The sequence below is a fragment of the Acidovorax sp. NCPPB 3576 genome (assembly GCF_028473605.1).
Taxonomy (GTDB): Bacteria; Pseudomonadota; Gammaproteobacteria; order Burkholderiales; family Burkholderiaceae_C; genus Paracidovorax.
In genome coordinates this window covers 22,773-47,123 of sequence record NZ_CP097267.1, presented here as the reverse complement: position 1 = coordinate 47,123, position 24,351 = coordinate 22,773, and the positions used below count along the sequence as shown (strand labels likewise).

Annotated in this window: 21 protein-coding genes; 17 read left to right on the top strand and 4 right to left on the bottom strand. The window is 68.8% G+C overall.

Features of this window, described 5'->3' with window-relative positions; genetic code table 11:
• Positions 1–18 precede the first annotated feature (18 nt).
• From M5C98_RS00220 to M5C98_RS00150, 15 genes are all read left to right on the top strand, one after another.
• Positions 19–954, top strand: coding sequence for a major capsid protein (locus tag M5C98_RS00220; protein ID WP_272550271.1), 936 nt, complete (start codon positions 19–21; stop codon positions 952–954).
• A gap of 2 nt (positions 955–956) precedes the next feature.
• Positions 957–1,409: a hypothetical protein gene (locus M5C98_RS00215; RefSeq protein WP_272550269.1), complete on the top strand. Its 453-nt coding sequence runs from the start codon at positions 957–959 to the stop codon at positions 1,407–1,409.
• Complete coding sequence (locus M5C98_RS00210; RefSeq protein WP_272550268.1) at positions 1,399–1,725, top strand: DUF2190 family protein; 327 nt, start codon at positions 1,399–1,401, stop codon at positions 1,723–1,725. The genes M5C98_RS00215 and M5C98_RS00210 overlap by 11 nt, the downstream gene beginning before the upstream one ends.
• Positions 1,726–1,739: 14 nt before the next feature.
• A complete protein-coding gene (locus tag M5C98_RS00205; RefSeq protein ID WP_272550267.1) occupies positions 1,740–2,246 on the top strand; it encodes a phage protein Gp36 family protein in 507 nt (168 codons plus the stop codon).
• A complete protein-coding gene (locus M5C98_RS00200; RefSeq protein ID WP_272550266.1) occupies positions 2,246–2,719 on the top strand; it encodes a phage tail terminator protein in 474 nt (157 codons plus the stop codon). The genes M5C98_RS00205 and M5C98_RS00200 overlap by 1 nt, the downstream gene beginning before the upstream one ends.
• Before the next feature lie 18 nt (positions 2,720–2,737).
• Positions 2,738–3,502: a hypothetical protein gene (locus tag M5C98_RS00195; protein ID WP_272550265.1), complete on the top strand. Its 765-nt coding sequence runs from the start codon at positions 2,738–2,740 to the stop codon at positions 3,500–3,502.
• Between the two features lie 92 nt (positions 3,503–3,594).
• A complete protein-coding gene (locus M5C98_RS00190; RefSeq protein ID WP_272550264.1) occupies positions 3,595–7,416 on the top strand; it encodes a tape measure protein in 3,822 nt (1,273 codons plus the stop codon).
• Between the two features lie 14 nt (positions 7,417–7,430).
• Positions 7,431–7,826 carry a hypothetical protein gene (locus tag M5C98_RS00185; RefSeq protein WP_272550263.1) on the top strand — a complete coding sequence of 132 codons (396 nt, stop codon included), beginning with the start codon at positions 7,431–7,433 and terminating at the stop codon, positions 7,824–7,826.
• 3 nt (positions 7,827–7,829) lie between these two features.
• Complete coding sequence (locus M5C98_RS00180; protein WP_272550262.1) at positions 7,830–11,402, top strand: hypothetical protein; 3,573 nt, start codon at positions 7,830–7,832, stop codon at positions 11,400–11,402.
• Positions 11,403–11,437: 35 nt separating this feature from the next.
• Complete coding sequence (locus M5C98_RS00175) at positions 11,438–12,613, top strand: hypothetical protein (RefSeq protein WP_272550260.1); 1,176 nt, start codon at positions 11,438–11,440, stop codon at positions 12,611–12,613.
• Positions 12,613–14,010, top strand: coding sequence for a hypothetical protein (locus M5C98_RS00170; RefSeq protein ID WP_272550258.1), 1,398 nt, complete (start codon positions 12,613–12,615; stop codon positions 14,008–14,010). Before M5C98_RS00175 ends, M5C98_RS00170 begins: the two co-directional genes overlap by 1 nt.
• Positions 14,007–14,438: a hypothetical protein gene (locus tag M5C98_RS00165; RefSeq protein ID WP_272550256.1), complete on the top strand. Its 432-nt coding sequence runs from the start codon at positions 14,007–14,009 to the stop codon at positions 14,436–14,438. Before M5C98_RS00170 ends, M5C98_RS00165 begins: the two co-directional genes overlap by 4 nt.
• A gap of 8 nt (positions 14,439–14,446) precedes the next feature.
• Complete coding sequence (locus M5C98_RS00160; protein WP_272550255.1) at positions 14,447–16,342, top strand: hypothetical protein; 1,896 nt, start codon at positions 14,447–14,449, stop codon at positions 16,340–16,342.
• Positions 16,335–16,556 (top strand): hypothetical protein, encoded by a 222-nt coding sequence (locus M5C98_RS00155; protein WP_272550254.1) that lies wholly within the window; start codon positions 16,335–16,337, stop codon positions 16,554–16,556. Before M5C98_RS00160 ends, M5C98_RS00155 begins: the two co-directional genes overlap by 8 nt.
• Before the next feature lie 12 nt (positions 16,557–16,568).
• Positions 16,569–16,772: a hypothetical protein gene (locus tag M5C98_RS00150; protein ID WP_272550253.1), complete on the top strand. Its 204-nt coding sequence runs from the start codon at positions 16,569–16,571 to the stop codon at positions 16,770–16,772.
• Positions 16,773–16,813: 41 nt separating this feature from the next.
• On the opposite strand, the gene M5C98_RS00145 is transcribed toward M5C98_RS00150, so the two are convergent.
• Both M5C98_RS00145 and M5C98_RS00140 read right to left on the bottom strand, forming a co-directional pair.
• The gene (locus tag M5C98_RS00145) at positions 16,814–17,761 is read right to left on the bottom strand and encodes an amino acid ABC transporter substrate-binding protein (protein WP_272550252.1); all 948 of its coding nucleotides are present in this window, start codon (positions 17,759–17,761) and stop codon (positions 16,814–16,816) included.
• Positions 17,762–17,830: 69 nt separating this feature from the next.
• Positions 17,831–19,162 (bottom strand): aspartate aminotransferase family protein, encoded by a 1,332-nt coding sequence (locus M5C98_RS00140; protein ID WP_272550250.1) that lies wholly within the window; start codon positions 19,160–19,162, stop codon positions 17,831–17,833.
• 246 nt (positions 19,163–19,408) lie between these two features.
• Between M5C98_RS00140 and M5C98_RS00135 the strand changes: the two genes are divergently transcribed.
• A complete protein-coding gene (locus M5C98_RS00135) occupies positions 19,409–20,281 on the top strand; it encodes a MurR/RpiR family transcriptional regulator (RefSeq protein ID WP_272550249.1) in 873 nt (290 codons plus the stop codon).
• An 18-nt stretch (positions 20,282–20,299) separates the two neighbouring features.
• On the opposite strand, the gene leuA is transcribed toward M5C98_RS00135, so the two are convergent.
• A complete protein-coding gene (gene leuA, locus M5C98_RS00130) occupies positions 20,300–22,000 on the bottom strand; it encodes a 2-isopropylmalate synthase (RefSeq protein ID WP_272550248.1) in 1,701 nt (566 codons plus the stop codon).
• A gap of 433 nt (positions 22,001–22,433) precedes the next feature.
• On the opposite strand from leuA, the gene M5C98_RS00125 reads away from it, so the two are divergent.
• Entirely contained in the window at positions 22,434–23,588 is a 1,155-nt protein-coding gene (locus M5C98_RS00125; RefSeq protein ID WP_272550247.1) for an ABC transporter substrate-binding protein, read from the top strand.
• 58 nt (positions 23,589–23,646) lie between these two features.
• Here the strand turns inward: M5C98_RS00125 and M5C98_RS00120 are convergent, their stop codons facing one another.
• Positions 23,647–24,282: a 3'-5' exonuclease gene (locus tag M5C98_RS00120; protein WP_272550246.1), complete on the bottom strand. Its 636-nt coding sequence runs from the start codon at positions 24,280–24,282 to the stop codon at positions 23,647–23,649.
• Positions 24,283–24,351: the final 69 nt, after the last annotated feature.

The following is a 24,351-nucleotide window of genomic DNA, read 5'->3' as shown; positions in this document are numbered from 1 at the left end:
TACCTCAAGGAGAAACACATGGGACGTTTGAGCAAACTGCGCGTGGTGGACCCGATCCTCAGCGCGCTGGCCATCGGCTACAGCAACGCCGCCTTCGTGGGCGACCAGTTGCTGCCGTTCGTGACGCTGGACAAGGAAGGCGGGAAGATCCCGCGCTTTGGCAAGGAAGCGTTCAAGGTCTACGCGACCGAGCGTGCGCTGCGAGCCAAGTCCAACCGGATCAACCCGGAAGACCTCGACGGCATCGACATCAGCCTGGACGAGCACGATCTGGAATACCCGATCGACTACCGCGAAGACGCTGAAGCCGCCTTTCCGCTGCAGGCGCATGCCACCAATCGCGTGGTGGAGGGCATCCGCCTGCGCCACGAAGCCATGGTGGCCAGCATGACCCAGAACCCGGCCAACTACCCGACGGGCAACAAGGTCGTCCTGTCTGGCACGGACGTGTTCACCAACGAAGACAGCGACCCCGAGGGCGTGGTGGACGATGCCAAGGCCGCCGTGCGTAACAAGGTGGTCAAGGAGCCGAACACCATGGTGATCGGCTACAAGAGCTGGCGCGCCCTCAAGCGCCACCCCAAGCTCAAGGTGATCCTGAGCGACACACGCTCGCGCCTGGTGCAGCTGGCCGACCTGCGCGAGATCTTCGAGATCGAGAACATCGTGGTGGGCAAGGGGGTGTATGCCACCGATGCGGGCGCGGTGACAGACCTGTGGGGCGGCACGCTGGTGCTCGCCTATGTCCCCACCGCTGCCCCCGCCGCCGCTGGCGATGCACCCGTGCGCTCGGCCTACGAGCCCAGCTTCGGCTACACGCTGCGCAAGAGGGGCAATCCGGTGGTGGACACCCGCACCGAAGACGGCAAGCTGGAAATCATCCGCAACACGGACACCTTCCGCCCCTACATGCTCGGCGCGGAAGCGGGCTACCTCGTGGCGGGAGCGGCTTGATCATGGCCACCGCAAAGAGATCCACCCCGAACTCCGTGGCCGCCGGCTCCACCGCTGACACGCAAGGCGCTGCCGATGCCAGTACCACCCCGACCGAAGGCACCCCCGCGGCCCAAGACGCCAGTACAGCGCCGGTGGCCCAGACGGCCGGCACGGCAGCGCTGGACACGCCGCAGACCCGGCAAGCCAGTTCGGGTGATGGCCCGATCAGCAGCGACCTCGGCGAGCCAAGTGACTCGGGCGACCTGGGCGGCGTGCCGGCAGTAGCAGGCGATCCACCGGTGCCTGGTCGTGAAGCCTTCGGCATGCGCACCTACATCGTGGGCTCGGTGCCCATCCGCCACAACGGCCGCGTCTATGGCGTCGGCTACGACATCGAACTGTGGGGTGCCGAGGCGCAGCGCCTGGCGGGCCTCGTGATTCCGATCCCTGAAGGAGCAACCCATGTTGACTGAGAAAATTCTCATGGCCACCTCGGTGCTGGCCACCGGCGCGCTGCAGCGCTTTCGCTTTGCCAACTTCGCGGGCGCCACCGCGGCCGCCACCGATCCGGCGCTCGGCGTGCCCAACACCAACTACGACATCGGCGAGCAGGCCGGCGTGAGCACGCACGGCGAGATCCTGGTGGAAGCCGGCGCGGCGATCGCGCTGGGCGCCCAGGTCCAGCCGGACGCGCAGGGCCGGGCCATCACGCTCGCCAGTGGCGCAGCCTTTGGCCGTGCCCGCGATGCGGCGACGGCCGCCGGCGACCTCATTCGCGTGCAGCGCTGAAACCTGGTCCCACGATGGCCGCCTATGCCACCTTGACTGACCTGGCCAACGCCGCCACCGAAGGCTGGCGCGAGTTGGCGCAGCGCGGCGCTCCGGAAGCGGTGCTGGACAGCGCGCTGCTTTCGGTGGCGGCCGGCGGTGGCGACACCAGTGCCTGGGAGCCCGAGGCGGTGGCGGTTGCAGCCGCCGCCCTGGTGCGCCTGCAGGACGCACTGGATCGTGCCAGCCGCCATGCCGACACCTACCTCTTTCCGCGCTACCGCATGCGCATGCCTCTGCCGGATGACCTGGTGAAGGGCAGCAGCCTGCCCAGCGCCGTCGCTGCGATCGCGCTCAAGCGCTTGTATGGCAGTTCCGTGCCCGAGGATTTGCGCCGCGGCGCAGCCTGGGCGGACGAGTACCTGCGCGATCTGGCCAAGGGTCAGGTCAGCCTGGGCGGCACCGATACCGAGGTGGCGCAGCCCGCCGGCCACGTGGTCACCCGCGCGCCTGGCAGCGCCTTCAACTGGGGGGCCTATTGATGGCCACCGCCCCGATCGCACCGGCGCATCCCAACAACTTCCTGGAGCCCGAGCCGCACATCGTGGACCGGCTCAAGGAAGCGCTCAGGGGGTTGCAGCCCGCCGTGCACGTGCTCACCGCCACCGACCTGTCCGGCATCAAGGAAGAGAACCAGCCCACGCCCGCCGTGCATGTGGTGTGGAACGGCTTTCGGGTGCTGGAAGCGCGGGCCGATGGGGCGGCCGCCCGGCTGGACCACACCTGGCTGATCGTGGCCGCGGTGCGCAACGTCCGCACCCTCAAAACGGGGGAAGCCGTCCGTGCCCAGGCCGGCGAGCTCGCAGCCCGTGCCGGTGCCGCCCTCATGGGCTATCGCCCCCCCAACGTGGCCGGGCCGATGCGCCTGGCACCCGCACCAGGCTCCGGCATCAGCGCCGCGGGCTTCATGTATCTGCCGCTCGCCTTCCTGGTCGAGACGGTGTTTCAACGCTGATTTTTTACAGGAGCCACCATGGCCATCGAAGTCACCAAGCAAATCTACAAACCCAGCATGACGGTGGGCCAGGTCTACGCCCGCGCCTATGGATCGACCGTGCTGCCCATGCCGGTGGGCAACGTCCTCGAGCTGGGCCTCGAGCACAGCGAGGACGTGCAAACCCAAGAAGACATGACGGCGATTGGGGGCGGCACCCACGCTGAAGTGCGGCGTGTGAAGGAGGTCAAGATCAAGGCCAAGTTCGCGGACCTGAACGTGATCAACCTGGCGCGTAGCGTGCTCGGTACCGTCGAATCGATCGAGGCTGGCACTGAAGCCGATGAACCGCATGTCGCCACCCTGGGTGGCCTGCTGCCGCTGCAACACATCAGCCCTACGGCCGTCGTGCTCAAGAAGGGGGCGACCGCCGCGGCAGCGGCCGTGGTGGACATGGCCGGCAACTATGAGGTGCGGCCGGAAGGGGTCTTCCTGCTGGCGGATGCCGCGGATGTGGCCAGCGCCGACAAGCTCTGGGTCAGCTACAGCTACGGGGAATACGCAGCGATCGAGGCGCTCACCACCAAGGCCGTGGAGCTGGAACTGATCTTCGGCGGGCTGAACGAGGCCGACAGCGGTAATCCGGTGGTGGTGAACATCTTCCGGGCCAGCCAGGGCATCACGAAGAACCTGACGTTGATCGGCAAGGGCTTCAATGCGCTGGACGTCGAGGGAACGGTGCTGATGGATCCGACGAAGTCCGGTGCCGGCATCAGCCGCTACTACCGCACCCGCATGGGCTGATCACGTCGCGACGGCACCGGGGCCGCCCGCCGCAGTTCCAGGCGGCGCGCGGCCCTCTCTCTTCCCCCCTCCCGTATCCCTGACTTCCCGCCATGGCCAACGAAAACGAGATCGAATTTACCGTCCGGGTGAAGAACGCCGGACTGGGCGAACTCGCCAACGACGTGGCCAAGGTCGAGGACAGCACCAAGGAGCTGGGGTCGGCCGCCACAGCCGCAGGCACCGGGTTGGACAAGCTCGGCGATGCGGCTGGCCAGGCGGGTGGAGGCCTGGACCAGTTGGCCGCGGCCGAGGACAAGGCACAAGCCAACAGTGCGGAGCTGGGCAGCAGCGCCGCGACCACGGTGCAAGAGGTGGACGGCTTGGGCCAGGCTGCGGCGCAGGCAGGAGGCGGCCTGCAGCAGCTGGCTGCGGCCGAGGGACAGGCCAGGCAGCAGGCAGCAGATCTGGGCGCGGGCAGCAGCGCCGCGGGTCAGGCCGTGGCCGAGCTGGGCGCAGATGCCCAGCAGGCGCAAGGCGGCATTGGCCGGCTGACTACCGCCGAGGCCCAGGCTGAAGCGCAAGCGCGTGCACTGGGCACCGGCTCGCAGGCCGCGAGCAAAGGCTTGGCCGACGTTGGCCAAGCCTCGGACAAGGCCGGCAGCGAGCTGGCGGAGCTCGCCACGTCGGTGGACGCGAAAACCCGCGCCATCAAGGCCGGACTGCAGGTGGAACAGTCCGAGATTGAGCTACAGCGCCAGCACCTGGTCCTTGCGCGCGAAGAGCAGCAAGGCCGGCTGCAGACCGCCCAGGCGCTGGGCGACCAGGCGGCCGCCATACAGGCGCAGAACCGGCTGCGGCAGATCGAGTCGGACCAGCTGGCCCTGACTGCCCGGGGTCTGCGCGCGGAGGCCACTGCGGTCGCTCAGGTGGCGCAGGCGCGGCGCGAGCAGCTGTCGGCGCTGGGCCCACTGACCCAGGCGCAGAGCCAGGAACTGCAGGCCGCAGACAACACCGCGCGGGCGCTGCGGGTGCAGTCCGCTGCCACCGACCAGGCCGCGCAGCGTGCTCGCGAACTCGGAGCGGCGAGCGAGACGGCCGCGGCTGGCCAGGTGAAGATGGGCAACGAACTGGCCCAGGCCACGCAGATGCTCACCCGGTTTGCGGCAGGGCTGGGGGTGGTGCTCAGCGTCAAGGAAGTCGGGCAGATCGCCGACCAGTTCAACAATCTGCAGTCGCGCATCAAGCTGGTCACCGGAGAAGGCGACAACTTCACCCGCAGCTGGCAGGGCGTCACCGAGGTGGCGCTGCGCACGCACAGCGCCCTCGAAGACACGGGGGTGCTCTTCACGCGCCTGGCGCAGGCCGGCAAGGATGCCGGGCTCTCCACGGCCCAGGCGAGCGCGCAAAGCCTGGCGCTGACCGAGACGATCAACCAGGCCATCCAGCTGAGCGCCGCCGGTTCCCAAGCCTCCAGCGCCGCCATCACGCAGCTGGTGCAGGGGCTGCAAGGCGGCGCGCTGCGGGGCGACGAATTCAACTCTGTCATGGAGCAAAGCCCGCGCCTGGCGCGCGCCCTGGCCGATGGGCTGGGCGTCACCACCGGCGAGCTGCGCAAGATGGCCGAAGCCGGCCTGCTCACCAGCGACACCGTCATCAAGGCGCTCAAGGGCCAAAGCCAGACGGTGGCCGGCGAGTTCGCCAAGCTGCCGCCCACGGTGGGCCGCGCTCTGCAGGATCTGTCCACGCAATGGACGCTTTACGTAGGCGAGACCGACAAGGCCACTGGCGCGAGCGCAGCTGCAGCCCGGGCGATCAGCGGGTTGGCCAACAACCTGCGCACCATCGCGGGCCTGCTGATCGACGTGGGCCAGGCGGGCGCGGCCTTTGCGGCCCTGCGCCTGGCACAGCAGTTCCTCGGCCTGGGCACGGCAGCGCAAGGCGCCGCTGTTGCCCTGGCCGCGACCAACGCCCAGATGGCGGCCTCTGGCCCTGCGGCCACCACTGCCGCGGCGGGAGCCAGCCGGTTTGCCACCATCCTGGCCGGCCTTCGGACGTTCACGCTGGTGGGCATCGCCGCCAACTTCAAAGACATCGGCACCTGGATCGGAGAGAGCGCCGCCAAGCTGGCAGGTTACAAGGACCGCACGGAGGAACTCGCCCGGGCGGAGAAGCTGCAGGCGGACATCGCCAAGGAGGCCGCTGCAGATCGGGCACGCTTGGCCGTGTCCATCCAGGCGGCGATTGACCGCACGTTTGATCTTTCGAAGGCAGCGCGCGCCAGCGTGGCCGAGTTTGAGCAACTCACCAAAGAAGGCAACAGCACCGCCGAGGCCTTGAAGAAGGCCACGGACTCGTTCGATCTGACGAAGGTCCAAGGTATTCGTGACTTCTCTGCAGTACTGGAAAAGCTATCTGCCGATGGCCAGATCACTGCAACCGAGTTGCAGGCCGCTTGGGCGCAAGCACTCAACGGCAAAGACCTGGCCGACTTTGAAATCAAGGCGAGGATGGCCTTTGGTGCCGCACGTGCAGAGGCCGAGAAGGCAGCAGTTGCAGTGCAAGCGGCTATCGCACGTGGGGTAAGCGGAGACGAGCTCACGGCGTTGAAAGCGAAGTCGGAAGCGGCGTTTGCGGTGCTGACCCGGGAGAGTTCGCGGGCTGCGCAGTTGATGGACAGCTTGCTGCGCGAGGCTGTGCGGCGAACTGGCCTGGAGTTTGACCAGCTGCAGGGGAAGATCGGAGCGGCTTCCCGTAGTGCGATCAACGATGTAGAAGCCATCGTGAATGGTCTGGATAGCCTCAAGGCGCAGGGAGTCGATACCGGTCGAGTGCTGGTTGCAAGTCTGTCCAAAGCGATCGAAACGGCCGATGGTCAGGCCGCGATCGACAACCTGCGCGGTCGCATCGAGCAACTCCGCAAATTGCTCGGAGACAAGATCACCGACGGGCTTCTCGACCAGGCGCGGGAAAAAGCCAACGAGCTGAAAGATGCCATGGACAAGGCGACTCCGGCGATCAACAGCGTGCGAGAAGCAATGAAGCAGCTCGGCATCACGTCCGATGAGTCGCTAAAGAAAACCGCGACGAATGCCAAGGATGCCTACGACACATTGACGGCCAGCGGCACGGCCAGTGCTCGCGAACTCGGAGAGGGCTTCAAGAAGGCAGCCGAGGCTGCCATTGCTGCCAACAAAGGCATTGCACCCGCCTGGGTCGAGGGCCAGGCCGCCGTGCGTGGCTTCAAGGTGGTCACCGATGAAGCGGGGAAATCCTCGCTTGAGCTGGCCAATGCCGTTGACCGGTCAGCAGCCTCCATGCGGTCGGGGGTCAGCGCGGCCAGCGCCAACACGGCTGCCGTCAGAGACATGGGCAACGCCTACACGGATGCCGGCGCGAAGGCGCTGGCCGCTCAGGGGCAGTTCCTCGCCGCAGCAGCGGCGCAAAAGTCCGCTGACACGTCGGCATCGAGCATCACCAACCGCCCCCAGTCCGAAAACCAGTTCGCCTGGACGCGCCTGGCGATCGTGGACTGGCTCAAGCAAGCCGGCCTGGACGACGAGACGGCCAAGCAGATATCCGGCGAGTTCGTGGACAACGAAGGCAACGTGCCGTACATCAACAACGGGGGGCAGATCAAGTACGCAGGCAGGAACAGCACGATGACCCAGGCCCTGTCGAAGGCCGCAGAGAAAAGCCTTTTCGCGTCCAAGCAATCGACGTCTCAGCCAATGACTCCGACGACCCCCACGACCCCGACCACGCCTGGCGGCGGTGGAGGGGGCGGCACCACCTACGTCAACAACATCACGATCAACGGTGCTGGCGACTGGGGAGTCGTGCGCGGCACCACGCGCCACGTCGACGCCGCCAGCGCTCAGACCGAGATCGATCTGCTGCGCGACCTCGCCCAGGCCAAGGGCGCCGCCATCTGAGACCCCGCGACACCATGATCACGCTCACCTACAACGGCACCACCGCCCACATCAGCGACCGCCTGCAATGGACCGACGAATTCGGCTGGAGCCCGGTCGACCAGGCCACTGCCTACAGCACCACCGGCGCGCTGCTCGTGGACGTCGCGCTCAAGCAGTCCGGCCGCCCTATCACCCTGGTCGGTACCGACACCGCCGCCTGGATCACCCGGGCGCTGTGCACCACGCTGCAGGCCTGGGCCAAGTTGCCCGGCATCGAGCTCGACCTGGTGCTGCGCGGCGACACCTACCGCGTGATGTTCGACCACGGGGCGGGCGGCTTCCAGGCCCAGCCCATCCACAAGCTCGAGGACGGCGAGATCACGCCCGAGCTGCTCTATCTCCCCACCTTCAAGTTTTTCGAGGTCTGAACCATGCCCATTCAGGACGGTGACATCCACCTTTTCGCAAGCCGCGTGATGGCCGACGTGCCGGAGGGCGGCGGCGGGCCGACCGGCACCGTCATCCCCTACGGTGGCTCCAACAACGTTTTCCCCGACGTCACGGAGACCGACCGCGCCGGCGGCAACGTGTCCATGCGGCAGCTGCACGTGGGCGTCCTCACCCCCAACACCGACGTGTACATGGGCAGCAACATCGTGCTGTCGCAGCTGCCCACCGATCCGCAGGTGAGCATCACGCTCGCCAAGTGCGGCCTGTTCGCCCGCCGCACCGAGATCGCCGCCGCGATCGCGGCCTATCTCATCGAAGGCACCCAGTGGTCGGGCTACCTCCTCGAAGACCACGTGGTCGGCATGCGGTCCATCCAGATCTTCCACCGCCCCGGCACGCCCGCGCCGGACATCGGTCGCACCCTGGTGCTGACCTACCAGGCGGGCACGCCCACCGAGCGGGTGCAGTTCGTCCGCGTGACACGCACCGAGACCGAGCAGCGCACCTACACCTACGGTTCCAGCGGCGGATTCGTCGACTATCAAGGCTCGGTCACCAAGGTGGACCTGACCGACGCACTGCGCTACGCCTTCCCCGGCTCACCGCCATCGCGCGACTACGCGCCTGCTGCTGGCAAGGCCGTGATCCGCGACACCACCGTGGCCGATGCCGCCGTGTACTACGGCGCCTCGCCCCTGGCCGCGCCCACGGCGCTGGGCGACTCGGTCTTGCGGGTGGACAGCATCTACACCCAGCTCGTGCCAAGCTCCCGCACCGAGACGACGGCCCTGGACCAGCGCCCTGCGGCCGAACGTTTGATCGTCCTGGCCGAGGCTCCGCGCCGCGTGGAGGTGGCCGTGGCCGCGCATACCCAGCGCGTCAAGATCGGGCAGAGCAACCGCGGGTTTTCTTACGTGGCGATGCTCAAGCCGCTGCCCGAGCCCGGCACCGTGGTCATCAGCTACCGGGCCCTGGGCAACTGGTACACGCTCACCGACGACGGCACGGGCGTGCTGGCCGGCTCGGGATCCGGCCGGGTGATCTACGCCACCGGCAGCGTGGACATGACGCTGCTGGCGATGCCGGACGACGCGAGCAGCATCATCATCCAGTGGGCCGAGCGGGTGGGCCACAACAACCGCTCCGCCCAGGGCGCGCAGGTGCGGGCGCCGGAGTACTCGTGGACGCTGGCCCATCCGGGCGCCACCCCGGGCGCCGTCACCATCACCTGGCTGTCCGCCGGCCAGGTGCGCACGGCCACCGACAACGGCGCCGGCAAGTTCACCGGCGATGCGGCGGGCGAGATCGACTACCCCAGCTCCAGCATCTTCCTGCGGCCTGCTCACATGATCGACGCGGGCGGATCGTTTTCGACGAGCTACACGGCGGCATCAATGCAGGAGGAGGTCTTTGCCGGGCCTGCTTTGGACCCGACTGGCTCGGCCACGATCACGCTGACCCAGCCGCCCGTGGCGGGCAGCATCGAGGTCGCCTGGTCCACGGCGCAGGAGGTGAGCAGCACCAGTGGCGCCAAGCTCACCAGCGCCAGCACGTCCAAGGCGCCCGAGGCCATCACTGCGTTGAGCTGGATGGAGGAGCCACTCTGGGAGCGGTACGGCAACCTGGTCCCCGGCATGGCGGTCGAGCGCAAGGTCATCGACGGCCGGCCTTATGTCTCTGGCTTCATGAACGTGATCGGAACGCTGACCACCACCAGCCGCTACAGCCGCACGTCGGGCAGCGACAGCACGAACTCCAACCGCGTGATCACGCTGCACCGCGCCACCGATGACGGCGCGGGTGGCTTCGTCGCGGGTCTGGGCACGGTGGCGTATGCCGCCAAGACCGTGGTGGTCAAGCTGGTCAGCTACAACAAGAGCACCGAGAGCTACAGCAGCGACTATGAGGACGCCAAGGAATTCGATCGCGTGTCCAGCCAGTCATCGTCGGGCAGCAACTCGGCCAAGGGCGGCGAGTACAGCACCGCCGCAGTGGGCGAGGAGATGCTCGGCACGGTCATCGTGCGCTACAAGGTCGCGCCGCTGGCGCCCAACGCCTACGAGGAAGATTTCGCGCCGCCTGAGGTGGTGATCGACCTGTGCCGCTACACCACCGACCGCATCGTGCCGGGCAGCGTGCGCTTCGTCTGGATGGGCCAGACTTACGACGACTTCGAAGGTGTGCTGTACCGTGGCCGCACCAATGCCGCGCCCGGCGTTGTGAGCGGCACGGTGGACTATGGCCGAGGCCTGGCCCGCATGACGGACTACGTGGTGGCGGGCGCACCGACCGCCTTCGCGCTCGCCAGCCTGTGGACCCAGCGCAGTGCATGGAACACGGCGAGCGTGTTTTTCCGGACGCAGAGCGCGCCCATCAAGCCAGGCGGCCTGGTGCTCACGCTGCTGGACCTGCAGGGCAATGCGCTCACGGCCACGGCGGGCCTGGACGGCAACTTCGCAGGGGACCACATGCGCGGCCGGATGGACTACGAGGCGGGCGTGGGCGAACTGCAGTTCGGCGACTTCGTGGTCGATGCCGACCTCACGCCCGCGCAGAAGGCGGAATGGTGGTACCGCGCGGCCGACGTGGGCGCGGTCGAGGGCGGCAAGATCTGGCGCCCCTGGCCTGTGGACCCGACCACGCTGCGCTACAACAGCGTGGCGTATTTCTACCTGCCGCTGGACGCAGACATCCTGGGTCTCGATCCGGTGCGCCTGCCGCCCGATGGCCGCGTGCCGATTTACCGGGTGGGCAGCTACTTGGTCGTGGGCCACACCGGCACCGTGCCCGCGGCCACGTACGCGGCCGGGCAGACCGTCTCGGCAGGCCGCACGCGCCTTTCGCGCGTGCACCTGGTCGGCGCCGATGGCAAGCTGGTCCAGGCCGGCTGGACGGCGGACCTGGACACCGGCACCGTGCTGATCGTGGACCCGGCCACCTGGGTGCAGCCGGTGCGCGTGCTGCACCGCATCGAGCAGATGGTCCGCGCGGCCGACGTGCAGATCGACGGCACGATCAAGCTCACCCAGCAGCTGTCGCACGCGTTCCCGGCCGGGACCGTGGTGTCCTCGGCCCTCATGTCCGGCAACCTGGCCGCCCGCGCGCTGCCGGTGTGGGACCAGCTCAATTGGGACGGTGTGACATGGCTCGATGCGGTCGGGCCCGCCGGTCCGGCACCGGCGACCTACAACGACGGCGCGTTCCCGGTGGTGGTGACCAATGCCGGCGCGCTGACCGAGCGCTTCGCGCTGCGCGTGCTGACCGGCAGCACGGATGTTGAGGTGATCGGCGAGCACGTGGGCAACGTCGGCACCTACAGCCGCAATACGGATATCGCGCCCATCAACCCGATCAGCGGTGCGCCTTACTTCGTCCTCAAGGCGGCGGGCTGGGGCGGCGGCTGGGCGGCGGGCAACGTCCTGTTCTTGCCCACAGTCGGCTCGTACTACCCGTTTGCCGCCATCCGCGCGGTCCAGCCGGGCGTGGCGTCCGCGATCGACTATTCGTTCGAGCTGCTGCCCCGCGGCAACGTCGACCGTCCGCCCTCGGCCTGAGCCCTTCCCATCACCACAAGACACCCAGGACCATCATGAGTACTTCCATCAAAGTTTTCGACTCCGGCCAGGCCGGTGCGCCCGTGCTGTCGGGCACGGCCGGCGCGCTGCGCGCGGTGCTCAAAGCCTGCCTCGTGGACGGCTTCGGCGCCGGTGCCGTGGCGTCGCTCACCGTCACCGCCGGCGTGGCCACGGCCGTCTACGCCTCGGGCCATCCCTACCGCGTGGGCTCGGTTGCCCTGTTTGCCGGCGCGACCGGCGACGGCCTCAACGGGGAGCGGCGCATCCTCACGGTCGCCGCCGACCGGGTGACCTTTGCGGCGCCCGATGCGGCGGCTGGCGCGGCCGCGGGCAGCATCACCAGCCGCATGGCGCCGGCGGGATGGCAGGAGCTGTATGCCGGACAGGCCGACAACGTGATCGCCCTCAAGCCCGCGGCGGTGGAGGCGACGGGCTGCGTGCTGCGGGTCGATGACACGGGCACCACCAATGCCCGCGTGCGCGGCTACGAGTCCATGAGCGACATCGGCACGGGCCTGGGCACGATCCCGCTCGATGCGCAGGTGGCCGGGGGCCTGTACTGGCCCAAAAGCGGCGCGGCCAGCACCGCCGCGCGCCCGTGGATCGTGGTCGCCGACGAGCGCGGCCTGTACCTGGCCGTGAGCCCGCAGGGCATCGACCGCTACACCTTGCTGTACGCGGGCGATATCGCCAGCTTCAAGAGCGGCGATGCCTACGGCTGGCTGGTCAGTGGCAACCAGGCCGACCAGGTGGCACAGACCACGACACCGGACGGCTGCTGTGGGTTCAGCCATCGCAGTGCGCGCGGCGGGGCCTACCTCGCCCGGGCCCACACGGGGGTCGGCCAGGCGATCGCGGCCCAGCGCATCGGCGCGCACCACACCGGCAGCACGCCCGACGTCTACGCGGGCGTGGGCGGCTATTCGTGGGGCACCTACCCCAACTCCCCGAACAATGGCCTGCTCGCCGGGCAGGTGGAACTGGTGAGCCAGGGCGTCCGCGGCACGCTGCCGGGCCTGCTGCATCCTGTGCAAGAGATGGGCGGTGCATTTGCGACCCGTGGCACGGTGGTGGGCACGCACGACTACGCGGGCCGCACGCTGCTGGCCGTGCGCGTGGGATCGCCGGTCGCCGCTGGCGAGGCGATCGGCACGGTGTTCGTGGACCTCACGGGCCCCTGGAGCCGTTGATGGCGGCCGCACGTTATTGGCGTCTGGTCGCCGTGCGGCCCTGGGGCATGGGCGCGCTATCAATCAGCGAGGTGGCGCTCTATAGCAGCTCGGGACGCGCCGATCTGTCAGCCACGCTCACCTCCCGCATCGCTCCGCTCTCCGGCTCCATCGCTGCGCTGCAGGATGGCTTCGCGGCCGCGGTGGTCTCCTGGAGCGCCGCGCAGGTGGCCTCGCCAGGGTGGGCGCTGGTGTGGGATTTCGGGAGCGCGGTGGACATCCTTTATACCGGGATCGGCAGCGGCGCGAATCAGTCGAGCTACCCCTGCGATCTGCGTATCGAATCGTCCCCGGATGGCCGTGCATGGGCGGTGCTGGGCGAGGCCAGCGGGCTGGTGTATCCAGGCCCGTACACGCTGGGCTCGGTCGATGATCTGCGCCAGCACGTTCTGGCGATGGACTTCAACGGCCCGGCGATCACGGACACCTATGGTCACGCGGTCACGGTGTTCGGCGGCGCCCACATCGAGGGCATCGGGCCGCTGCTCGATGGCACCCCCTATCTCGCGCTCTCCGGTGGCGACGACTACCTTGAAGTCACGAACAGCCCGGACCTCGACCTCGGCAATGAGTACGAAATCGGCTTCGATCTCTTCATTGCCGGCGCGGCGGGCGAGGTTCTGGGCGCCATCTGGCACCACGGCTACTACGACACCAACACCCTGAACTGGACGTCGCCAGGCCTCTCGATTCGGGTGCTGCCCGGGTACATCCGCTTTTATTTCTGGGTGCAGAGCAATCCAACGGACCAGTTCCTCGACGCGCCCTACACCGCAGATGTCCCGCAGCGGTGGCGGATGGTGCGATCGGGCGGCAATGGCTGGGTGTTCCGTGACGGCGTGCAAATGGCCTCGCGCAGCGGGCTGGGCACGTTGCCGGCACCCACGCGGCCGTTGCAAATTGGACGATGGACCTTCTCGTCCGGGATACCAACGCTGAATGCGCGGGTGGACAACCTATATGCCGACAGCGGCGTGCGCATCGCGCGCTCGGGCGCCTTGCGGGTGATGCCCGTGCAAGGGTCCGGCGCCCAGGTCCTCGCGGCGAGCCCGGTACCGGCGTTCAGCGCGGGGGCGCCCGCCGCCGCCGCGATCGCGCGCGACATGGAGTTCGGCGGCACGGGGCGGATCTGGGGCACCACCAAGATCAAGGGCGCGACCAATCTGCCTACGCGGTCGCGCGTGGTGCTGCTGCGCCAGCGCGACAAGCTGGTGGCGCGGGAGACGTGGAGCGATGCTGTGACGGGCACGTTCGCTTTCGAGGGCATCGATGTCAGCCACCAGTGGCTGGTGCTGGCCGAGGACCAAGCCGGCAACTACCGGCCCGTCGCGGCCAACCGGCTGGAGGCGCAACCATGATCACCTGGCGCATCGGCCCCGAGGTCGCGTTCGCGCAGCTGGAGGCCACGATCGCGCGCGCGGACGCCGGCAGCGGCCGGGCCCGGGTGCGGCTGCACACCACCGCCCGGCCGACGACGATTGCCGGGGCCGCGGGCGGTACGCCCCAGGCGGAGATCGTGCTCGCCAAGCCCTGCGCCTCCATCGTCAACGGCGCGCTGGTCTGGCATGCCGAGGACGCCGGCGGCGCACTGGTGATGGTCGCGGGCGTGCCGCGCTGGGGCGTGTGGATCGGCGCATCCGGCATCGTGGTCAGCGAAGGCAGCGTGACGGATGCCGACCACGGGGGCGACTTCCGGGTGGTCGGCGGCACGACGCCCGAGGGCGACGACAGCCCGCTGCTGCTGGCCGGCGGGCTGGTGGTTCTGGCCGCCTCGGCGTTGACGTAAGGCCGGGCATGGCGGGCGATCTGGATCTGATCTTCGGCCAGGCGGCCAACCCGGCCGGTTCGCCTGTCGAGATCGTCTTCGGCGACGACGGCGGCGACGGCCCGGGCGAGGCTGTCGAGCTGCAAGCGGCCGGGTCGATCACGGGCCTGCGCGCGCCGATCCTTTTGCGCTCAGGTGTCCGCGCCATCGCCGCAGGGCAGATCACCGGCTTGCGGCTGGTGGCCGCGGCCCAGTACGACGTCAATGTGACCCGGCCGGTGGTGGGCACGGTCGCACAGCGCTGGCAGGATGCGGTGCGACGCGGCGTGCCGGCGCGCGAGCACTACCAGGCGGCGCTGCCCCTTCAGGCGGCCATCCGCGAGCACTGGCAGGACGCGGGCGCCCTGGGTGCGGCGATCCTTGGGCGCTACGAGGCCGCCGCCATGCTGAGCGCAGCCGTGCGGCAAGGCTGGCAGGAGGCGGCCAGGCTCTCCGGGCCCGGCGTGCGCGAAGGGTTCCAGGAGGCGCTGCCGCTGCGCCATGCGATCGCCCAGCAATGGCAGGACGCGGCACGCCGCTCCATGATTCGGGTGCAACGGTTTCAGGAAGCGCTGCCGCTGCGGCGCACGGTCCAGCAGCGCTGGCAGGAGGGCCTGCGGGTGTCGGCCGCGGTGACCGAAGACATGGGCATCGCGGTGGCGCGATCGCGCGCCTGGCGCAACCATTACCAAGAAGCCTGGGTGCCCCGGCCGGGGGTGTCCACGCCCACACAGCCGCCCCAGCCCGATCCGTGCTACGTGCCCGAGGTGCCGGTGCACCTGGTGTTCGATGCGCTTGCCGACCACGGTGTGCCGGCGCATCTGGTTTTCCTGTGCGATCGCCACTCCGACCCGGAGCCCGGCGCCACTGTCATCGTCCCCGTTCGTAGGACCTATATCGTGATCAACAACATCACCCTGCATCGCGTCGACACGGGTGCCGAGCTGCGCGCCCACAGTTTCAGCATGTCGCTGGATCACCAGAGCTGGACCTGGTCGTGGTCGGCCTCGCTGCACCACGACGCGGCCGGGCACCTGGGGCGTGATGGCCAGGGCGATCCGGCCGAGCTCGAGGTGGTGGTCAACGGCGTGCCGTTTCGCCTGCGCCTGGAGCGGAAGGTCCAAGACCGGCGCTTCATGCCCCAGGTTCGCTGGTCGGTTTCCGGCAAGGGCAAGGCGTCGATTCTGGGCGCTCCCTACGCTCCGACCCTGTCGTTCGGTGCCGCAACGCCCCGCACAGCGCAGCAGCTCGCGGCCAACGTGCTCACGGTCAACGGCGTCGGCATGGGCTGGGCCCTGGACTGGCAGATCGTGGACTGGCTGGTGCCGGCGGGCGCCTGGGCGCTGCAGGGCACTTACATCGACGCGATCAACGACATCGCCACCGCAGCGGGCGGCTATGTACAGCCGCACGCCACGGATCCGGTGCTGCGCGTGCTGCCGCGCTACCCGGCCGCGCCCTGGGCCTGGGGCGGCATCACGCCGGATTTCGAGATCCCGGGCGCCGCTGCCGAGGTGGTCGGCACCGAGTATGTGGACCGCCCGGGCTACAACCGTGTGTTCCTCGGCGGCGTGGGTGCCGGCGTGTTCGGGCCTTTCAGCAGGGCCGGGACCGCCGGCAACGTGCTGGCGCCCCAGGTCAACCACGCGCTGATCACGCACGCCGACGTCCACCGCGCGCGGGGCATCGCCGAGCTGTCCGACACCGGCCGGCAGGAGCACGTGTCCCTGCGCATGCAGGTGCTGCCCGAGACGGGCGTGATCGTGCCGGGACAGTTCGTGCGGTTTCGGGGCGATCAGACGGTGATGGGCATTGTGCGCAGCACGTCGATCGAGTGGAGTCGCCCGACCCTGCGCCAAATCCTATCGATCGAAACCCATGCGTAACGCCTACCGAGAGTTCCTGGACCTGATGCCGCCCCGTCCGCTGCAGGTGGGCGAGGTCACTGCCGTCGTGGCGGGTGTGGCCACCGTGGCCATGCCTGGCGGGGGCGTGCTGCAGGCGCGTGGCGACGTCCAGGCGGGGCAGCGGGTTTTTGTGCGGGACGGCGTGATCGAAGGTCCGGCCCCTTCACTGCCCTATGTGGAGGGGGAGGCATAGGACAATGCGTCCATGACTACCTTTCAAAACAACGACATTGTTCGGATCACGTCCGAGGGCGTATCGGGTAATGAATACACCGTGGTGGGGCAGGTTGGCAACCAAGTGATTTGTCAGCCTGATGCAGGACATGCGGAACACATCGCTGCAGACAAGCTGGAGCTTGTACCGCCGCCCCGTTCGAAACTGAAACTGATCGACCCATCCCGCCCGTAATGCAATTTACTTTCGCCACGCGAAAGTAGGCCGCTGTCGATTTATCTCAGTTCTGTGAGATCAAATATCGCGGCGCGCTTCAGGTTCTGGAACGCGTCGCGCGTTTCGGCATTCAGCGGGTAGCGGATGTTGATGTTCTTGGGCGGAATGGGTGACATGAACCAGCGCTGGTACAGCGCCTCCATTTCGCCGGACCGCATCATGGCACCGACCACCCGGTCCACCAGCGCCTTGAACGGCGGATCGTCCTTGCGGAACATGAGCGACTGGTTCTCGGTGCGCAGGCTCTCGCCCACGATGGCGAAATCCTGCGGCTGGCGCGCATTGGCGATCTGCCCCGCCAGCAGGATGTCGTCCAGCACGAAGGCGGCGGCGCGGCCGCTCTCCACCAGCAGGAAGGAGTCGGTGTGGTCCTTGCCCGACAGGTGCGTGATCTGCAGCGCCTGGCCCTTGTCGGCCTCGCGCAGCAGCCGCAGCGAGGTCGTGCCCGCCGTAGTCACCACGGATTTGCCCTGCAGGTCCGCGATGCCGCGGATGCCGGAATCGGCCTTGACCAGCAGGCGCACGTTGTAGCGAAAGATGTCCGGCGAGAAGGCCACCAGCTTTTGCCGCTCCACCAGGTTGGTGGTGGAGCCGCACTCGATGTCCACCGTGCCGTTCTGCACCAGCGGAATGCGGTTGGCCGAGGTGACGGCCTGGTACCTCACCTCGATGGCGGGCATCTTCAGTTCGGCCTTGATCGCCACCACGATGCGTTGGCAGATGTCGATGCTGTACCCCACGGGCCGCAGGTTGCCGTCCAGGTACGAAAAGCCGAACGACGACTCGCGGTAGCCAAAGGTGATGGCACCGCTTTGCTGGATCTTGCCCAGGGTGCCGCCGGCTGCGGGCGCCTCCTGGGCGAAGGCCGCCGGGGCGGCCAGGGCCGCGCACGACAGGAGGGCCGCCAGGAGGCGGCGCGCGGACGAAAGGGACGGTGCGACGGGCATGGGAAAGGCTCCTTCAGGAACGAGGGATGGAAGAACGGGAGGGCGAACGGAGAAAGAGAAAGGCGCCGCTCAGGCCAGCGCGGCCGTGGCCTGACCGATGGCGTGCGCCAGCAGGTCGGCGATGGCCTGCAGGTCCTCGCGCGTGGCGATGTACGGCGGCGCGAGCAGCACGTGGTCGCCGCGCAGGCCGTCCACCGTGCCGCCGAACGGATAGCACAGCAGGCCCGCGTCCATCGCGGCCCGCTTGACGCGCGCGTGCAGCCGGAGCGCGGGGTCGAACGGGGCCTTCGTTGCGCGGTCGGCCACCAGCTCGATGCCCCAGAAATAGCCCCGCCCGCGGATGTCGCCCACGTGGGGGTGACCACCCAGCGCGCCGCGCAGCATGCGCTCGAACACCGGCGCATCGTCCTGCACTTTCTGCAGCAGGCCGTCGCGCGCGATCACCTGCTGCACCGCCAGCGCGGCGGCGCAGGCCACCGGGTGGCCCAGGTAGGTGTGGCCGTGCTGGAAGAAGCCGCTGCCGCGCGACATGGCCTCGACCACGCGCCCCTGCGCCAGCACCGCGCCGATGGGCTGGTAGCCGCCACCCAGGCCCTTGGCCACGGTGATGAGATCGGGCACCACGCCCTCCTGCTCGCAGGCGTGCAGGGTGCCGGTGCGGCCCATGCCGCACATCACCTCGTCCAGGATCAGCAGCACCCCGTAGCGATCGCACACCGCGCGCACCGCCTGGAAGTAGCCCGGCACCGGCGTGAGCACGCCCGCCGTGGCGCCGCCCACCGTCTCGGCCACGAAAGCGATCACGCGGTCCGCACCCTGCGCGAGGATGGCCGCCTCCAGCTCCGCCGCCAGCCGCTGGCCGTAGGCCCGCGGAGACTCGCCGTCGCGCATCTCGCGGTAGGGGTAGCAGGGCGACACGTGCGTGGCCGGCACGAGCAGCGGCGCGAACGGCGCGCGCCGCCAGGCGTTGCCGCCCACCGCGAGCGCGCCCAGCGTGTTGCCGTGGTAGCTCTGCCGCCGCGCGATGAAGTGCGTGCGCTGGGGCTCGCCCCGCTCCACGAAGTACTGCCGCGCCATCTTGAGCGCGGCCTCCACGGCCTCCGAGCCCCCGCTCACGAAATAGGCATGGCTCGTGCCGGCCGGCGCGCCGCGCACCAGCGTCTGCGCCAGCTCCTCGGCCACGTCGGTGGTGAAGAAGCTGGTGTGGGCGTACGCGATGCGGTCGATCTGCCGGTGCATGGCGGCGATCACGTCGGCATGGCCATGGCCCAGCGAGGACACGGCGGCGCCGCCGCTGGCGTCCAGGTACGTGCGGCCGCTGGCGTCGCGGACCGTCATGCCCTGCGCGCCCGCGGCGACAGGGGGGGTCTGGTGGAGATGGCGATGCAGGACGTGGGTCATGGCGGGGCGGGCAAGGTTCGGTGGCTGTCGGGTGGTCGATGGATCAAAAAATCCATCTTTCATCAATTTGGAACAAATATACCAACATCAACAGAAATTGCAACATTCGTTTTATCCAACATTGAAAGGAACATACGTTCCATTCCCTGCACTCCACCCCCGGCACACTTGCCCTACAGTCGCGCGGTGGCGCGGCGCCCCTGCGCCGGCCCCTTTTCCCCCAAGCCCCTGTCCAGGTCCGTTCCCATGAGTCTCAGAGACACCATCCGCCAGCGCCATGCCGGGCTGTCCCCCTCGCTGCAGCAGGCGGCCAAGTTCGTCATCGACCGCCCGAACGAGGTCGTGATCGCCTCGATGCGCACCGTCGCCGCGCGCTCGGGCGTGCCGCCGGCCACCCTGGTGCGGTTCGCGCAGCAGCTGGGGTTCGAGGGCTGGCCGGCACTGAAGGAGGCGCTGGCGCAGGACATGGGCCTGGGCAGCGAGCAATACGCCCCGCGGGCACGCCAGCTGGCCGGGCGCGCCAAGGACCAGTCCCTGGTGGGCGAGATGTTCGATGTGCACCGCCACAACCTGGAGCAGACCGAGCGGCAGAGCGCCGTCTCGCTGCCGCGCGCCGCGCGGCTGCTGGAGCAGGCCCGCCATGTGCACGTGGCGGGCTTTCGCGCCTGCTTTCCCGTGGCGTTTTCTTTCGTCTATGTGTACCGGCTGTTCCGCCCGTCGGTCCATCTGGTGGACGGGCAAGGCGGCTCGCTGGAGATGCAGCTGCGTGCGATCGCCAAGGGCGACGCGCTGGTGGTGGCCAGCTTCGCGCCCTACTCGCGCGAAGCGCTGCAGGCCGCCGAGGCGGCACGCGCCGCCGGCGCGAAGGTGGTGGCCCTGACCGACAGCGAGGCCTCGCCGCTGTCGCTGCTGGCCCATGAGACGGTGCTCTTTGCCACGCAGAGCCCGTCGTTCTTTCCGTCGATCGCCGCCGCCACGGCGGTGGCGGAATCGTTGCTGGAGCTGCTCGCCAGCCGCGCGGGCGCCCCGGGCATCGAGCGGATCGAGGCGGCCGAGCAGCACCTGGTGCGCTCGGGCGCCTACCTGCAGCCGGTCACGCCGCGCAAGCCGGGCGGCTGACCGCCTGCTGCCCCCGGCTCAGGCGGCCGCCGGGACGCTCAGGGGCGCAGCAGCCGCCGCCTGCCGGCGCTGCGCCAGCCGGTTGGCCGCGCTCACCACCGCATGCACCGAGGCCGTGACGATGTTGTGGTGCAGCCCCACGCCGAAGGTCGCGCCGGGCAGGCCGTCGAGGGCCGCCTCCACGATGGCCAGGGCCTGCGCATCGGCGCCGGAGCCGGTCGCGCGCTCCTCGTAGCCGTGCACGCGCAACGGCAGGCCGAGGGCATCCACCGTGGCGTCGATCGGGCCGTTGCCCTGGCCCTGCAGGGTCTGGCGCGCGCCGTCGATGGTCACGTCCAGCTCGATGCCGCGGCCGTCGTCGGCCAGCCGGTGGGCATGGCAGACGATGGCGCCGGGCACGCCCGCGGACGTGTCGAGGTAGGTGGCCTGGAACAGCGACCACAGCGTGGCGCCGGTCATCTCGGTCTCGCTGGCGTCGGTCTGGCGCTGCACCACGGCGCTGAACTCCACCTGCATGCGCCGCGGCATGACCACGCCGCGCTCGCGCTCCAGCAGGAAGGCGATGCCGCCCTTGCCCGACTGGCTGTTGACGCGGATCACGCTGTCGTAGGTGCGGCCGAGGTCCGCCGGGTCGATGGGCAGGTAGGGCACCTGCCACAGGCCCTCGGGGTCGTGGGCGGCGAAGCCCTTCTTGATCGCGTCCTGGTGCGAGCCCGAGAACGAGGTGAACACCAGGTCGCCCACGTACGGGTGGCGCGGGTGCACGGGCAGCGCGGTGCATTCCTCGGCCACGCGCGCCACGGCGTTGATGTCGGAAAAATCGAGCCCCGGGTGCACGCCCTGCGTGTAGAGGTTGAGCGCCACCGTCACCACGTCGAGGTTGCCGCTGCGCTCGCCATTGCCGAAGAGGCAGCCTTCCACGCGCTGCGCGCCGGCCATCATGGCCAGCTCGGCGGCCGCCACGCCCGTGCCGCGGTCGTTGTGCGGGTGCACCGAGAGCACGATGTGCTCGCGGGGGCTCAGGCGCCGGTGCATCCACTCGATCTGGTCGGCGAACACGTTGGGCGTGGCGTTCTCCACCGTGGTGGGCAGGTTGATGATGATCTCGCGCCCCGGGCCCACGCCCCAGGCGGCGATGGCGGTCTGGCAGGCTTCGAGCGAGACCTCCAGCTCGGTCACGCTGAAGGTCTCGGGCGAATACTGCAGCGTCCAGCGGGTTTCGGGCTGGGCATCGGTCAGGCGCTTCAGGTGCGAGACGTGCTGGTCGATGAACGCCATCACCTGCGTGACATTCATGCCGAACACCACACGCCGCCACACGGGCGCAGTGGCGTTGTACAGGTGCACGATGGCACGCGGCGCGCCGCGCACGGCCTCGACAGTGCGCTCGATGAGGTCGGCGCGCGACTGCGTCATGACCATCAGGGTCACGTCGTCGGGCACAAGGCCCTCGTCGATGAGGCGGCGCACGAAGTCGTAGTCGGTCTGCGACGCGGCGGGAAAGCCCACTTCGATTTCCTTGAAGCCGATGCGCACCAGTTCGTGGAACAGCTTCATCTTGCGCTCGCCGTTCATCGGCTCGAACAGCGCCTGGTTGCCGTCGCGCAGGTCAGTGGACAACCAGATGGGCGCCTGGGTGATGGTCTTGGAAGGCCAGGTGCGGTCGGCCAACGCGATGGGGGCGATGGGCTGGTACTTGGTAGCGGGCTTGGAAATCATGAGAGGCTCCACGAACGGTGTGTGCCGTGCTGCAAGGCAGCACTGGGGCACGGGTCGAATCAACGGTGAACGGTGAACGACATCCCCTGCAGCCCTCCACCATGGGTGGAGGCTGGTTCGCGAGCCGGGGTCAGGGGGAAATCGGTGTTGCGCTTTTAGGCAACGGTGATGGCGAACGCAGGCAGACCCCGGCCAGGCACTAGGCCTAGCGATAGTGGGGATAGCAGCAGATTGCGTTGCATAGCGGCAAATCCTAGCACAGCACGATCAAATCACGTCCACAGGCGCCAAAACGCCACAAAAACTGATTAACAATAGGTCATACATTTCGCATGCTCTTGCATTTGCAGGGGTGTGCCGGTTCTTCTGCCTCGGTTCGTCCAGGCGCGTTGGCGCCCTTCTCTGCTGTCTGCCCTCCACAGGAGCACGTTCCATGAAACGCCGTGTATTCACCACCCGCCTGGGCGCCTCGCTGGCCCTTCCCTGGATCGGCTCGGCCGCCCGCGCGGCCCCTCCGGTCGTCGTCGGCATGGTGGCGCCGCTGACCGGAGGCAATGCCGCCGAAGTGGGCAAGCAGGTGGTGCTGGGGGTGGAAACCTATTTTTCCGAAGCGCAAAAGAGCCAGGCATTTCCCGGCCTGGAGGTGCGGCTCGTCGTGGAAGACGATGAATTCAAGCCCGAGAAGACACTGGCCGGCGCCCGCAAGCTGCTGGCCATGAAGCCCGCCGCGCTGATCTCTTTCGCCACCAGCAACACCCAGGCGCTGATCGAGGCGAAGCTGCCGCAGGACAGCGCCGTGCCGCTGTTTCCTACGCGCTCGGGCTCCCAGGTCATCCGCGAGCCGGTGAACCCCTACGTCTTTCACGTGCGCGCCGGCTACAGCACGGAGCTGACCAAGCTGGTCGCGCAGATGGGCGACGCCATCGGCATGACCAAGTTCGCGGCGCTCTACCAGAACGACGCCTATGGCGAAAAGGGGCTGGAGGCGCTCACGGCGGCCCTGTCGCAGCGCAAGCTGGCGCTGGTCGCCAAGGAGCCCTACGAGCGCACCTCGTCGGACATCCAGCCCGCGCTGGCCAAGCTGCTCAAGGCCGATGCGCAGGTGATCGTGATGGTGGCCGGCCAGGCCGCGGGCAGCGCCTTCGTGAAGGCCTACCGCGCGGCGGGCGGGCATGCGCAGGTGGTCGGCATTTCCGACCTCGACCCCGTGAAGCTGGTGGATGCCGTGGGCGCGGAAAACGCCCGCGGCGTGGGCATGACGCAGGTGTTCCCGGCGCTCACCAACCAGTCGATTCCGGTGGTGCGCGAATTCCGCCAGGCCATGCAGGCGGCGCAGCAGAGCGCCAGCATCGCCTCGCTGGCGGCGTTTGAAGGCTTCCTCGTGGCCAAGACGATCGGCCAGGGGATCAAGGCCGTGCCGCGCAGCGGCAGTGGGGGCGTGGATGGCCGGGCGCTGGCCGAGACGCTGTCGCGCCTGCCGCGCATCGATCTGGGCGGCTACGAGGTGTCGTTCCTGAACAATCGGCGCGAAGGCAGCCTGTTCACGGAAATCGCCATCCTCGACAGCTTCGGGCGCGCGCGCTACTGACCAAAGCCGGGCCCCCTGAGCCCCAGGGCATCCCCGCGAAACGGGGCCCGGAGCGGTGCTAAACGCCCGCGGTGGCCTTCGCCATCGCCGCGCCGTGCTGCGCAAACCACTTGCCCAATGCAGGCCGCGCGCAGCGCTGCAGGCCCATGAGCAGGGCATGCGCGGGATCGGCCACGCCCCAGCGGGTGCGCAGGTCGTGCTGGATGCGGCCCAGCAGCGCCGCGGCCATCTCCGCATCGGCCAGGGCCCGGTGGGCCCGCTCTGCGCGCGGCAGGTCCAGGTGGCCCACGATGGTGCCCAGCTGGTGGCTGGGCGCCTCCGGGTACAGGCGCCGCGACAGGAGCACCGTGCAGGCGAAGGCATGGGGCGCCGGCAGGTCCGCGCAGCCCAGTTCGGCCGCCCAGAACTTGCTGTCGAACGATGCGTTGTGCGCCACCATGGGCGTGCCGCCCACGAAGCGCGCCGCCTCGCGCATGACCTGCGCCGCGTCGGGGGCGGCGGCCACCATGGCGTTGGTGATGCCCGTCAGCTGCGTGATGAACGGCGGAATCCACGCGCCGGCATTCATCAGGCTCTGAAAGCGGTCCACCACCTGGCCGTTGTCCAGCAGCACGATGGCCACTTCGGTCGCCCGCGCGCCCTGGCCGGGCGAGATGCCCGTGGTTTCGAAATCGATGACGGCGATGAGGGACATGAAAGGGTGGCGGAGGCGATCAGCGTGGGGAAAGCCCGCATTTTCGGCGAAGTGGCCGGACCGGCCGAC